The sequence below is a fragment of the Halobellus captivus genome (assembly GCF_007655485.1).
Taxonomy (GTDB): domain Archaea; phylum Halobacteriota; class Halobacteria; order Halobacteriales; family Haloferacaceae; genus Haloquadratum; species Haloquadratum captivum.
Window position 1 is genome coordinate 486,280 of sequence record NZ_VJXQ01000002.1, and the last position, 13,708, is coordinate 499,987.

General features: G+C 55.7%; 12 protein-coding genes. 4 read left to right on the forward strand and 8 right to left on the reverse strand.

Features of this window, described 5'->3' with window-relative positions:
• Positions 1-107 precede the first annotated feature (107 nt).
• Positions 108-533: a universal stress protein gene (locus tag FJT57_RS07805; RefSeq protein WP_144903848.1), complete on the forward strand. Its 426-nt coding sequence runs from the start codon at positions 108-110 to the stop codon at positions 531-533.
• 196 nt (positions 534-729) lie between these two features.
• On the opposite strand, the gene FJT57_RS07810 is transcribed toward FJT57_RS07805, so the two are convergent.
• Entirely contained in the window at positions 730-1,056 is a 327-nt protein-coding gene (locus FJT57_RS07810) for a hypothetical protein (protein ID WP_144903851.1), read from the reverse strand.
• Positions 1,057-1,272: 216 nt separating this feature from the next.
• Here FJT57_RS07810 and FJT57_RS07815 point away from each other — a divergent pair, with 216 nt between their 5' ends.
• Entirely contained in the window at positions 1,273-2,262 is a 990-nt protein-coding gene (locus tag FJT57_RS07815) for an amidohydrolase family protein (RefSeq protein WP_144903854.1), read from the forward strand.
• Positions 2,263-2,495: 233 nt separating this feature from the next.
• On the opposite strand, the gene FJT57_RS07820 is transcribed toward FJT57_RS07815, so the two are convergent.
• Both FJT57_RS07820 and FJT57_RS07825 read right to left on the reverse strand, forming a co-directional pair.
• On the reverse strand, positions 2,496-2,825 hold the full coding sequence (locus tag FJT57_RS07820; RefSeq protein WP_144903856.1) for a Rieske (2Fe-2S) protein: 330 nt from the start codon (positions 2,823-2,825) through the stop codon (positions 2,496-2,498).
• A complete protein-coding gene (locus FJT57_RS07825; RefSeq protein WP_144903858.1) occupies positions 2,826-3,956 on the reverse strand; it encodes an amidohydrolase family protein in 1,131 nt (376 codons plus the stop codon). It lies immediately after the preceding gene.
• 144 nt (positions 3,957-4,100) lie between these two features.
• Between FJT57_RS07825 and FJT57_RS07830 the strand changes: the two genes are divergently transcribed.
• Complete coding sequence (locus tag FJT57_RS07830) at positions 4,101-4,877, forward strand: IclR family transcriptional regulator (RefSeq protein WP_162524311.1); 777 nt, start codon at positions 4,101-4,103, stop codon at positions 4,875-4,877.
• 580 nt (positions 4,878-5,457) lie between these two features.
• Here the strand turns inward: FJT57_RS07830 and FJT57_RS07835 are convergent.
• The gene (locus FJT57_RS07835; RefSeq protein WP_144903862.1) at positions 5,458-6,882 is read right to left on the reverse strand and encodes an aminomethyl transferase family protein; all 1,425 of its coding nucleotides are present in this window, start codon (positions 6,880-6,882) and stop codon (positions 5,458-5,460) included.
• A gap of 405 nt (positions 6,883-7,287) precedes the next feature.
• Here FJT57_RS07835 and FJT57_RS07840 point away from each other — a divergent pair, with 405 nt between their 5' ends.
• Positions 7,288-8,355 (forward strand): Bug family tripartite tricarboxylate transporter substrate binding protein, encoded by a 1,068-nt coding sequence (locus tag FJT57_RS07840; RefSeq protein ID WP_144903864.1) that lies wholly within the window; start codon positions 7,288-7,290, stop codon positions 8,353-8,355.
• Positions 8,356-8,705: 350 nt separating this feature from the next.
• On the opposite strand, the gene FJT57_RS07845 is transcribed toward FJT57_RS07840, so the two are convergent.
• From FJT57_RS07845 to FJT57_RS07860, 4 genes are all read right to left on the reverse strand, one after another.
• A complete protein-coding gene (locus FJT57_RS07845) occupies positions 8,706-9,284 on the reverse strand; it encodes a tripartite tricarboxylate transporter TctB family protein (protein ID WP_162524312.1) in 579 nt (192 codons plus the stop codon).
• Complete coding sequence (locus tag FJT57_RS07850) at positions 9,277-10,806, reverse strand: tripartite tricarboxylate transporter permease (RefSeq protein WP_144903868.1); 1,530 nt, start codon at positions 10,804-10,806, stop codon at positions 9,277-9,279. Before FJT57_RS07850 ends, FJT57_RS07845 begins: the two co-directional genes overlap by 8 nt.
• A gap of 227 nt (positions 10,807-11,033) precedes the next feature.
• Positions 11,034-11,735 carry a class II aldolase/adducin family protein gene (locus FJT57_RS07855; protein ID WP_162524313.1) on the reverse strand — a complete coding sequence of 234 codons (702 nt, stop codon included), beginning with the start codon at positions 11,733-11,735 and terminating at the stop codon, positions 11,034-11,036.
• Between the two features lie 457 nt (positions 11,736-12,192).
• Entirely contained in the window at positions 12,193-13,617 is a 1,425-nt protein-coding gene (locus FJT57_RS07860; RefSeq protein WP_144903872.1) for an oligosaccharide flippase family protein, read from the reverse strand.
• Positions 13,618-13,708 lie beyond the last annotated feature (91 nt).

Here is a 13,708-nt window from a genome sequence, read left to right on the forward strand (position 1 = left end):
GCGGTATCTCGTACCGAAGCGCGTAAATCCCGATGAAACCGCAACGAACTCAGTTCAGACAGCCAGTCAAGGGAAACAATCAAATGGAATTACTGTGTTTCTCACGTATGGCCATCGTAGCAGCGATCGACCGTTCAGACCGAGCCGAAGACGTCGTCCGAGAAGCTGGCACCCTCGCGGAGGCGTTCGACGACACCGTGCACCTGGTCCACGTATTGACCCGCACGGAGTTCGTCGAACTCGAGCGGACGAACGTTAACAACACCGGCGAACCGCTCGACCTCGATGAAGTGAAGGCGGTCGCGAAAGAGATTGCCGCGGAGGCCGCTGAGGGCCTGACCGTCCCGTACGAGTGCTTCGGACTGATAGGCGATCCGGCGTCAACGATCGTCGATTACGTGGAGGAGGAGGGCGCGCGGTATCTCGTCATCGGAGCGCGCAAGCGCTCGCCCACGGGGAAGGCGCTGTTCGGGAGCGCCGCACAGTCGATGTTACTGAACGCCCCCTGTCCCGTCGTTACGACCCTGAGATAATACCCTCTCAGTCACCGCCGTTTCGGTTGTTTCGCTCGGACCGCACAGTCGGACCAGTGGACGTAGGCGGCGTCAACCTGAGCAGGTTTCCGGTAGAGCGAGCGAACGACAGACGGCTGCCGCAGTGTGAACCACAGACCGCTGTCGCGGTGCGAACGACAGAACGCTGGTCGACACGTCGATCGCCATCCGTCCGTCACGACGCTCCGTCACGACTGTCCGCCCGTCCCTCTTCCGTCTCTCGTCCGGCGATACTGAATATATACTGGTCGAAGCCCTTCGGGATCGGAACGACGAACCGGTAGCGAAGGCAACCCGCCTCCGGAACTGTCGCCGTCTGCGTGTGTGTGTCGAGGACGCTGTACTCGTCGACCAACTGAAGTTCCACCGTCACGGATTCGGCAGCTCCGTCGTTTTCGACGACCACCCAGAGCTCGTCGTCGTCTCCGTCGACCCCCTCCGGCGAGACGTTGTGACCACTGTCCACGATCTCGAGGTCGTCGTCCTCCGGTGGTTGTGACATTCCTGCATAATCAGTTCGCTAGCGAGCGTAGAATAAGTTACCGCTCTCTCACCGAATTGCGATGGTGAAGCGAGTCCCGGGACTAGACCAACCGATGGCGACAACGAAGAGCGGCCGACCGACGACGACGGAACGCATCCGAGAAGGGACTACTCGTCGACTGTGAAGGGCTGTGAAGGTCGATAGACTTACGTCCTGTCGCGAAGTGATGCGAGTATGCGCATTGACGCGTACGCACACGAAGTGCCGGAGCAATATTACCACGATTTCGGAGATGTCTACCGGGCACCTGCCTACAAGCGGCACCCGGACACCGCGGGATTCTGGGATTACGACCGTCGCATCGAACATCTCGACAAGTTCGGGATCGACAAGCAGATCGTCGCGCTCGGGGCCCCTCACTTCTGGCCGGGCATTCGCGAGTACGCGACCGAGGCGACGATCCAATCGCTCGTCGAACAGGCGAACGACGAGATCCGCGAGGTTGCAGACACCCACCCCGACCGGTTTCTGCCCGTCGGGACGTTGCCGGTCCTGAACGACTCGATCGTCGAGGAGGCCGAGCGCTGTCTCGACGACCTCGGGATGGTCGGACTGCAGATCTACTCCAACTACGAGGGACAACCCGTCGACACCGAGGCGCTGCTGCCGATCTACGAACTCGCAGAGAAACGCGGCGTTCCGGTCTGGATCCATCCGCAGGTCCACGACTGGTACGACTGGACTTACCAGTGGGGCGTCGACCTGGCGCTCGGCTGGCTCTTCGACACGTCGCTCGCGCTGGTTCGGCTGGTCCTGAGCGGGCTGATGGAGCGACACGAGGATCTGAACATCATCACCCACCACGGCGGCGGTCTCACGCCGACGTACCTCGAACGGCTCAAGCTGTTCTTCTACGACGAGGGGACCTTCGGTGAGACGCCCGAGGTGTTCGAGGGCGGCCACGAGGAACTCAGAAAACCGATCGAGGAGTACTACAGTCAGTTCTACTACGACGCCGTCCTCTACGGATCCGATCCCGGGCTCGAAACGGTCTACCGGGTCTTCGGCGCGGACCAGATGGTCTTCGCGACTGACTACCCCTACGGCGGCCACGACGGTGCCGACTTCATGGGGAGTAACGTCAAGGCGATGGACCGACTCGACATCACCGAAGAGGAGAAAGCCAAGATCAACAGCGAGAACTTCCTCTCGCTTATCTCCTGAGTACGGCATCCGCCGGTCGTATTTCTCATTTTTCACGCAGTTCGGTCGTCGACGCCGCAGTCGCTCTGCGCAGTCGGTCGTCGAGTACGCCACAGCGTGGCCTCGCGAGCGCCGATCAGTCGCCGATAAGCGGCCTCGGAGACGGAACTGTGTGAACGACAGGGGACGGTTACGCCAACGACTCGGGAGTTTCGGAACGAACGGGAGTCGAACAGCGGTCAGTGGGCCGTCAGTCAGATCGTGACGATGACGTCGCCGTCACGCTCGGAGACGTCAAACGCTCGAATCCCGGTGCTCGGGTTTACTTCGTGGCGACCGGTTTCGAGGTCGAACTCCCAGAAGTGCCACGGGCAGTGGATCGATTTGCGATCTTTGTTGATCACGGGCAGTTCGCTGTGGAGGAAGCCCTCCCCGAGCGGACCGCCTTTGTGGATACATCGGTTCGAGACCCCGTAGAACTCGCCCTCGACGTTGAAGATGGCGACAGACAATCCGTCGACCTCGACCATCTTGCCCTCGCCTTCGGGGATATCCTCCGCAGATGCGACAGTGTGTTCGGTCATTTAGATTCTGAAGACGCGCTCGGCGTTCTTGTGCAGGATGTTCTCGCGCAGTTCGTCGTCGATCACGTTGGATTCGAACGCCCAGTTGGACAGTTCGAGCGTGTAGTGCGGGTAGTCGGTGGCGAACATGAGGCTCTCGCTCGCGTTCGTCATATCCAGCATCGCCTCGAAGTTCTTCGGCTTCTTCGGGATGTCGATCGGCTGCGACGAAAACGAGAAGTGGTCCTCGATGTACTCGCTGGGCTGCTTTTTGAGGTACTCCTGACCGAGCTCGGTCACGCGTTCGGTCAGTTGGATGTCCTCGGGGTGGTCCTGGTAGACCTCGTCCATCCGCATTTTGATGAACGGGACCCAGTTGAGGCCGCCCTCGATCATCACGATCTGTAGCTCGGGGTACTTGTCGAAGACCCCTGTCATTATCATATTCCCGACCATCATCATCGCGCGGACGGGGTGGACGAGTCCGTACATCTCCGTCCAGGTGCGGATGGAGTTCCCGATGAGATCCTTCTGCGGCCAGTTACCGGTTCCGCCGCCGTGGAGCGCCAGGGGTAGGTCGTGTTTGACGAGCGCGTCGAACACCTTGTCGTACTGGGGGTTGCCGAGGAGGCTGTAGTGACCGAAGAACCCGTAGAATCCGACGACGTCGTCGTTGTCGCCCCACAGTTCGATCTCCTCGACGCAGCGTTCGGGATCCCACTGCGGGAGCGCGGGCAGCACTTTGATGTTGTCGGCGGCTGGCGAGACGTCCTCGAGGACGTACCGGTTGTACGCGCGGACGATCTCGTTCTTGAGGATGACGTTCTGGACGTCGGGCAGCGTGTTGTAGCCGGGCGTGAGGACGGTCAGATCGATGGCGAGTTTTTCGCTGACGTCGATGACGTCGTCGGCCGTCTCGGCGACGCCGTGAGTCTGTCGGCCGTTACCGCCGTGTGGCGTCGCGTAGCCGGACGCCCAGTACCGCGTCGTCGGGGGGAAGTCTTCGAGCGAGAGTGTGCGCTTCGCCCCGGGGTGGTCGACGTAGGGGAGAAGCTTCTCCATCGCCGGTTCGAAGTGGAAGTCGATATCCACGACGAAGGCCTCGCGCATCTCGTCGGTCACGGGATAGCGTTCAGATTTCAGTTGGGACATACGGTTATTAGTAGAGACCACCTCCTGATAAATATATCTTCGTTTGATGGAGTGCAACGGGGAAAACCACTCAAGACACAGTTTTCGGTGTAGTTGAGATGTAGACCCCAAAACGCATATATGTACTTAGAGACTTCGAGGCGTATGAACGATATCCCCGACGGGAGGCGCATCCAATCCGATGAAATCTTGCTCGATATCATCGAACAGATGGAGCGTGACGGAACAGTCGGGGTCTCAGAACTGGCCGACCGTGTCGGTCGATCCAAGAGTACGGTTCACGCCCACCTGGTCTCGTTGGCTCACCGCGGGTATGTCGTCAATGACGGTGGTCAGTATCGGCTCGGTCTGCGGTTTTTGGACATCGGTGTCCGCGTGCGTGAGAGGATTGACCTCTACCACGTAGCAGCGCCGAAATTAGAAGAGATGGCGATTCAGTCGAAGGGAAACACCCGCTGTCTCGTCGAGGAGAACGGACTCGGAACGTTCATCGCGGGTGCGACGGGGAAACACTCCGTTAGTACGGACGCTCGTGTAGGTACCCAGATGCCCCTCCACTGTATCTCCGGGGGGAAGGCGATTCTCGCGCACCTTCCGAAGCGAAACGTCCGTTCGATCATCGACCGATACGGCTTAGAAAAACGCACGGATAACACGATCACGGATATTGAGCGTCTGTTCGAGACGCTAGAGCAGATCCGGAGCGACGGATTCGCACTGAACCTCGGGGAATCAGCAGACGGTATCCACGCGGTGGGAGCCCCGGTACTCAACGAGCGCGGCGGCGTTATCGGGGCTATTAGCGTGTCCGGGGCTGCAAATCGGCTGCCGGTCGAACGATGTCGAGGCGAGATCGCCGACCTCGTCATCGCGACCGCTAACGAGATCGAACTAGACCTGACATACGCCGAATCCCGGTAACGCGGCAGCATCCGAACAAGGAATCAATTTCTACGGGTATCCATTCGACTGAGCGAACGTCGGTGATCTACGAAACTCTGAACCGACATCTTCGACCGGGGAGATCGAATATCGATCAAGACGAAGGGATGCGATCGCGTATCTTGTGCTATGTCAGACGAATACGTTCGCGGGTGGCGAACATTATGCGTAATCCGGGGAACGTTCGTTACATATGCTAACGTAACTGCCTCTGAGCAGTGGCTTACAACCGTATGTTTGTAATGTTATCAACGCAGCCCGTTCGACCTAGACGAACGGGGCTGATTCAGTCGAGAAGTACGATGGAGTCCGCCGCCGTCGACACAGGTTACAATTTTATCCGCGCGGTCATCCGTTGTCTGTGCTTTGTGCATATCAGTAATCGCCTTGCGCGGTGGCTTTTCGCGTTTTGCTTTAGTCACTTGGATGGAAAACGACCTGCGATGCGGCTTCTACGCCGTACCGGTACTGTCGGAACGTACAGCTTCATAAAACTGCGAAAGCGTATCTTCGACCGCTAATTCACATCGTCTCCCCGGGGACAACACCCCGCGAAGAGCTAGTTGGAGCCCCGTTTATCGCCCGTGTATCGGGGTGGTTGCACTGTCGCAGAGATATCCGTCTGAACGTGCTTCTCGATCGTTGGGTTCGGAGATTCTCCTCCAGGTTCTCCCCAAACGACAGTAACCTCTGTGCCCGGTTCGGTGTATTCAGTGTCAAGGACTGCGAGGGAAGTCATCTGACGGATATCCCACTGGAAAGAACGGGAGTGTGAAATCCCGATCGATTCGTCGTCCTTCAGGACCTCGTCGTACGCTTGACGCGCCCATCCGATCCGGGGTAGGTTGTTCATAAATTTGTGGTTATCTCCCTCACCGAAAAGCGAGTTATTGATGCGATGGACGTCCTCGTTGTCCCAAATGAGAGACACGAGCTCTCGCTCAGGATTCTCGATCTCTGCCTCTATCGCCGCTTTACCAATGAAGTCGTGATCGAGGTCGACCAGCTTTCCGTACCCCAGTTCAATCGATCTGAGGTAGTAGTCACGGACGTCGTTCGATTCAAAGCTCCCCTCGAGCGAAAAGGTGGCTTCTAACGGTTCTTCACTCGTCCCCCATTTGCCGTACTTCTCTTCTTTTTCCCCGTCGGCCCACTGTCGGTATCCTTCCATTTCGTCGAGGTCGTACACCGGACGCGGGTGGGGTGGAACCCATCCAACCCGGACGGAATTCGAGACGTAGGTCCGCGACCCAAGCCGTTTCAGCCCGTAGTCCTCACCGACCTCAACGATCGCTTCAATCAGTCCGTCGTAGTTCTCAAAGGAACCGATGAATTCGAATCCAGCCTCCGGGGACATCCCGTGTCCGAGCGCGATGGTTTCGTAGCCAGCAAGTTCGATTTCCTCGAAGCGGTAAAATCCGATATTACGGAAGTCGTCGTCGGTGAGTTCGTCAAGGATGTCGTACGCGTTCGGGCCCTGAAGTTGAAGGACGTGTTTCTCTGGGTCTCCAGGAAGCAACGAAGTCGGCGGTTCGATCTCCGCCGTTACATCGTAGTCACCCGTTTCGATATTGTATTGGATCCACTTCGTAGCGTGCATACCCGGTGCATAGAACTCTTCGTCACCAAGTCGAAGAAGGGGTCCGTCACCCATGTGATACCCCTCGTGGTTGCACATCACAATTTGCTTCGCCTTTCCGATCTCGAAGTTGTCGAAATCGTTGACGCACAGACGCTTCAACAGACGAACGACGTCAGGCCCCGTGAGCCGGAGCGAAGTCATATGGTGAGATAAGTCAGCGAGCGCGGCCGTTTCAGCGATCGCCCGCACCTCGTCGATCCAGTTTGTCTGTTCGTTCGGCACTACGGGGAAATGCCCTTCGTAGTATCCACCCTGCTTGCGGAACGATTCGACGAGGTTTTCCTGCTCTTTGACCCACTGATCAAGGTTTTTCAAGCTCATACAGTCGGTAGTCAGCTTCATCAGATAAAGCTATTTCGTTAACCATAATTCAATGGAAGATTCATCGCGTTGGAAATCGAAGCGGAGAGTTGTGGATACCAAGTGATTGATTCCGAACAGAGGGACCATTGATCAGGTTGCAAAGGCAAGCGCGGTTTCTCAGTCCGTTCGGAGTTCTAGTAAGTCAAAGACACGGTACCGAACCAGCAGGCGGTGATCAGTTGTCCGGGACTTTGACGTAAAATGTCGAACCCAGCTGTTCACCACCCGAGGCAGATAGTCGATCTACATACTCTACATACTGTAGAAACGCGCGCACAAGCAGTTGACGTTGTCTCAACCGATCCCTTTGAGCAACGGATTATTTGTACAATATACTGTCATAATTAACAACACTTAATATACTACGGTTATTTGTGACCAAAGATGCAATCGAAAAGACGATCGTTTATCAAAAGTGTTGCAGCAGGTGGGCTCCTCACAACAGCCGCGGGCTGCTTAGGTAATGACGACTCGGATTCGGGCGGCGATTCAGGGTCGGGTGGAGACTCAACCGGTGACTCCGATTCGGGTGGAGACACGGATTCGGGTGGGGACTCAGGCTCGGATTTCCCATCTGAAACGATGAATTGGCTCGTCGGCGCGAGTGCAGGAGGAGGATTCGATACGGCGGTTCGGGGCTTGGTTCAGTTCGTGCCGGACTACTTCGATGCAGATGTAGACCATGTCGTGGAGAATGTTACTCCTCCGCGATCGATGTTTCTACAGCTCTATCGGTCGGATCCGGACGGCTACACGATTGGGAGCTTCCCGTACGAGGGTGAGATCGGTGCGTACACTACCGGTGCGGATATCCCGAACCCGGCAGAGCTTACGGCAATTGCGCGGTTGATCACCACCGAGTACGTCGTCTTTGTCGGTGCCGATACGGGAATCGAATCCCTCGAAGATTTACAGGAATATGGGCCGCTTGTGTGGGCGACGCCGGGAGAGGGTACGACAGCATGGCAGTCCAGCATCATTACCTCCGGTATCCTTGATCTCGACGTGTCACTACTCAACTTCGAGTCGACACCCGAAGCGGTTTCAGCGATTCTCCGTGGTGACGCCGAAGTCAGCCTCGGCCCCAACACGACAGGAGCGATCCAGGAAGCTGTGCAAGCTGGCGACGTGATTCCCCTAGCCATTTTCAGCGAAGAAGTGCCGGAAATCTATGAAGGAACGCCAACAGCGGCAGAGGCAGGGTATGAAGAATTCCTTGCACTCAATCTTGACCGGGTAATCTTTGGTCCACCGGAGATTCCAAGCGACCGGGTCGATATCATCGCGGATGCAATCCTTGAGACGCTGGATTCCGACGAAATGCAGCAGTGGGCAGAGGACAACGACGCATTCCTCAACCCCACCGGACCGGATGAGCTCGGCGGACTCATTGAACAGGCGGTCGATCTCGCCGCCGAGTACGAGGAGATACTGTCTAACCCGCCTAGCTAGACAGACGCCAACTCGCATAGCGAACCGATCAGTCACTGTCGTATCGACCCACCGACTATCGCGAACCTGATTTTGTGAAGGTGGCGTGCAGTCACCGAGGCCACATTCGTATCCAGCTCAGTGGTTTTGCGTCATCCGTTTTCTCTGATTGGTCTCGTTCCATCAAATCTGACGGGGCGTCATACGAGCTGTTTTCCAGCTCCCCACTGTACGATTCAGAGACCACCGAAAAGAGGTACGCCACCGTGTACAAACAGCGTTCACCACAACGGCGTCACTGGCTCATATTCTGCCGATGTGTAAGTTCGGCGTAGCGAATAGAATACAACTCCGGAATCGGAACTGATTGATCACGGAAGGAGGAACGCGAACCAGCTATCAGTAAACAGCCGCATCTCTAAGACCATATCAAAGACGAGATAGATGAACAGTAACGTTATGCCTGTATAAAGGACTGTCCTGACAACATTTTGTTTCGCGGTGATGCGATAGTATCCCAGTAGCACAATCGTGATCGATTCGACAGCTCCGACGTAATGGAACAGGAGCCCGAAGATTATGATCCACAGTGTGATACCGATAAACTCCAACCGCTGATCGTACACGTCCGATTCGCTGTCCTCGCTTTCTTGTGTGAACTGTTCAATCTCGTCCACGTCGATGATGTCTCTGACTTGATACTCATTCAGCATCTCGTTGACGCGTGGCGAGATCGCCGCCGCGAGAATCACGAGTAGAAAGACGAAGGTGGGTGTCGCCACAATTAGCGGAATTATTTTTCCGAAATCTTCGTAGCCAAACGTCTGCCACAGGAGTGTTCCCATAAAGAGAACCAATACGAGTGTGAACAGTAACTCGACGCGGTCTGGACTAATCGCCGTTACAACCCGTTTAAGCAGTGGGTTATCAGAGAGGTTGTTTTTACTCATCATGACCACCCCCCACTCTCGGGGCCTCAAGTCGCTGCTTTCCGAGTTGGATGAGCGGAACCAGAACGATCAGTAGCACCAGCATCATCAGCACGAACGAGATCGGGCGAGTGACGAAGATCCAGTAGCTCTCACGAGACATCTGGAGCGATTGAACGAACGAATTTTCCAACAATGGTCCCAACACGAGCGCGATTATCATCGCCACCCGAGAGTAGCTGTAAACGATCATCGCGTAGCCCAGGAATCCGAACGCCACGGCGACGACGACGTCGCCGACATTGCCTCGGAGTGCGTAGGATCCTAAGAAGCTCACGATTAATATGAGTGGAATGAGGATTCGAACAGGAACGTGAGTCGCCTTTGCGAGGAAGGGAGCAGCGAATAACCCGACTCCTGACGTCACGATATTCGCGAGGATCAGTGCAAACAACAGGAGAAACAGTATCGAGAGATCCTCGCCCAGAAGCTGTCGTCCAGGGTTAATGTCGTGTACAACGAGTCCCGCAAGAAGGACCGCCGTTGTTGCACTTCCTGGGATCCCAAAGACCAATGTCGGCAGTAGCGCACCCCCATCCTTTGCATCGTTCGACGCCTCGCTAGCGATGATGCCCTCGACGGCTCCTTGGCCGAACCGTTCGGGCTCATCAGAGGATTGAAGCGCAGAGATATACGAGACGAAGTTGGCAACAGAGCCACCGGCGCCAGGAATCAGGCCGATGAGCGTACCAATGGTCGCTGATTTAAAGAATAGTACGGGACGGGAAAGAACGTGCTTGATGCCTTTGAGCTGGCCTCTGCCAGTTGATCCCTCCCCTGTGAACTGTGCGATCGTCTCGCTCTTTTCGACAGTGAGTTTGATCACTTCAGCGATGGCAAACAACCCGATGATGGCGGCGATCAAATCGATACCTGCCCACAGGAACTCCGTCCCGAATCCGTATCGATACGTCCCCGTTACGCCGCTGTATCCGATAAACGAGATCATCAGTCCGACCCCACCTGCCACCAATCCTTTGAGGAAGCTATCTCCAGAGACGAACGCGATTACGGCCAGGCCGAGAACGGCGATCCAAAAAAACTCGGGGGGGCTGAATGCGAGGATAATTTGCTGTGCAACTGGTAGCAGTAGAATCAGTACTAAAACACCGAAAATAGCCCCCAACGCGCTCGCAGTCGCAGATACGCCTAATGCCTCACTGGCCCTACCTTGTCTTGCTAGCGGATATCCATCGAAGGTTGTTGCAGCGTTCGATGCAGTCCCCGGCGTATTGATAATAATCGCTGAGATGCTGCCACCGAACGCAACACCACCCAGTGATGCAGTCAAAAGCACCACTGCAGACTCCGGTGCGAAGCCGTACGTGACCGGTAGGAGTAGCGCCAGAAGAACGGGACCACCTAACCCGGGGAGCAGCCCAAATAACATCCCGAGCAGGGCACCAGCGAAAACGAACAATATTAACGGCCAAGAAAGTAGCTGCGTTAGCCCTATTATCAAAGCTTCAACCATTGATGACATTAGGCAACACCCATCATATGATGATAGAGAATGCGTTACAGAGTACCAAATACCTATCGAAGCGGGTATATGATAATGCGACTAGACGATCGGAGCCTCAGGTGGACAATCCGACAGCAGTCTGCGAAAAACACCGGACAACAATTACTCGGAAGTCCCACTCCCAAATTAAGCGGCAGTAGTTCTACCGACGATCCGCTCAAATCGATAAGGTGCAGATCTCCGAATCACCACTCATCTGGAAGATACCCGTTCTGGCTGGCTTCCCACACATAATGGTTCCAGACTTTATCGATCGACCGTTGACGCCACGTGGTTTCAGTAATTCGTTCGGCCTCCTCGGGAGTGAGCGTGTTCGCATTACCGAGAATCGACGCGTAGAGCTGGTGGTAGGCGTTTATCTCCAGGTACATCGTCCTCGTGAATGCACGTTTGAGATCTTCGCCTGCGACCACCGCTCCGTGGGCTTTGATTAGGAGTTCGTCACGTTCGCCCATCGCTTCCATCATCAACTCACCCTCCTCTCGAGTCGTCAAGAGATCCGGACGGTTATAGACTGGAACCGGTCTGTCGAATATCGCACCGCGAGTAAACGCAGCAACGAGGTCAGTCCCCGAGATACTGAACAGTGTAGCGATTGGTGGATGAGTGTGTAGGACCGCGTTAATCTCGGGACGGTTTCGATAGACCGCTGTGTGAATCTCAGCCTCTGCAACGGGATCGGGTGCGTCCGGATCAACCGGTTCGTTGTCGAGCGTGATTTTCACAACGTCTTTTGGTCGGATTTCCCCGCGACTCACGCTGAACGGATTTATGTACACCACGTTGTCATCGGTAGGCGAGCGGACACTCGCGTGTCCGGCAGTGTCGGCCAATCCCTCCATATAGAGCAACCGATTTGCCGTTGCAACCAGTTCTTCAGGCGTCATATTAGACATGCCATTCGTTACCACTCATAGTGAGATATTTAAAACATCGCTTTTGCCTTCGAAATATGATATATGATTTGGGTATTAGAAATATAAGATGAAAATTATACTAATTGGTGAAATTCAGATATATGGATTATCGCTACCGATGGGAATATAGAAATTCCAATATACAATTAAATTTGATAGTATAATATAAATATCTGAATTCATACCAATAATAGATCCTCTCCAGTGGAGTAGAAATAGTAGTATCAACGCTAATTGCGCGCTCTAACAACAAATCACAATATTTGAGTCTCGAACTATGACTAGAAAACTACAATACTATAATATTTAAAGTATATTTTATTATTCATATATTATAGATAATATTACTATTTTTCTATAGGTAGACGTTGAACTAAGCAGAGTATTTCACCAGTTACACCAGTACTGACACGCTCTCGCCAACGAATTATCGAGCGGTAGTATTGTCTCGCACGGTCGATCGGAACGTCTGCGATATCCCGAATAATACCACGAAATACGTCGTCGCACCGACAGCCACGAGAAGGACCACAGTCGCGAAATTGTGATTGAGCGTCGTCGCCGTCGTAAGGAGGGTTTCGACACCGAGCACCACCGCCGCCATCGTCGTCGCCGCGGCGAACTGCCGAAGGATTTCGCCCACCGGAATCGAGAATACGATCTCCGAACGCAACGTCGACAGGGCTACCGCCACCCCGATCGCGGCCGAGATCGCGGTTGCAACCGCGGCACCGACGAAGCCGATCGTCGAGATCAGCGCGACGTTCAGCACGACGTTCACCCCGATGAAGATGGCGTTGATTCGGAACGCCGCCTTTGGTTTGTCGATCCCATTCAGCGCGTTCAACAGCTGTTTCTGATAGCCGTACAACAACGTCGCGAGGATGAGAATCCAGAGGACGGACGCCCCCTGCACGAATTCCGGCCCGTATATTCTGAGTAATCGATCTCCGAGTAAGATCCCGCCGAGCAGTCCGGGGATGAGGATGAGACCGCCGTACGTCATCGAATCCTCGACGAGTTTCGCCACGTGGTCTCGACGACCTTCCGCGTCGGCCCGACTCAGCTCCGGGAACAGCGTCGAGCTCACGGCCGAGTCGAACAGCGTGAGGAACTGCGCGATGCTCCACGCCGCGGAGTAGACGCCGACGAGTGAGGACTGTACGAACACGCCCAGTAAGAGGATGTCGACGTCGTTGAACGACCGCGATTGGAGGCCACCCAGCCACGAGAACCTCGCGTACTCGTAGAGCTCGGCAAAGTGCTCTCGGGCCGGACGGACGAATCGCACGGACAACAGCGAGAGCGCGACCACGCCCACGATCACGCTTCCGATCGCGTATCCGACGAGCATCCCCACGAGTTCGAATCCCACGACGACGAGCCCGATCTGAACGACGCTCCTGACGGCGATTCCGATCGGCGAGAGCAGTCCCGTGAGGTGGACCTTCCGCTCGCCGTTCAATGCCGAGTTGGTGACGGACGTGAACAGCCCCGCCAGCAGCAGGGCAACGACCAGCAAGGCGATCGGTTCACCGACGTAAGTGTTAACGGGACCGCTGAAGACGACGACGAGGACACCGAGAACGAGTCCGAGTGCGGCGATCGCTATCGCACCGGCGCTGGCGTACGCGGACGGATTTTCTCCCTCGCTCATCCGCTTTGTCACGGCCGAGGAGATGCCCAAGTTGCCCGCGAGTGAGAGCCACGCAACGAGCGCGAGGACGAGCGCATAGCGCCCGAGCACCTCGGCTCCGAGCGTGCGGGCGAAGTACAGCGTCGCGACGAAGCCGAGCGCGGAGCCGACGAGCTTCGAGGCGAAGACGGCGAAAGAGGTCTGTCCAATTCTCATCGGTGGGGGAGCGGCTGTCGTCGCCGACGGTTCACGGGGGCTCTACGGTCGTGGAGATGGATAAGGTGTCGCAAAATCGATCCACCTCGAT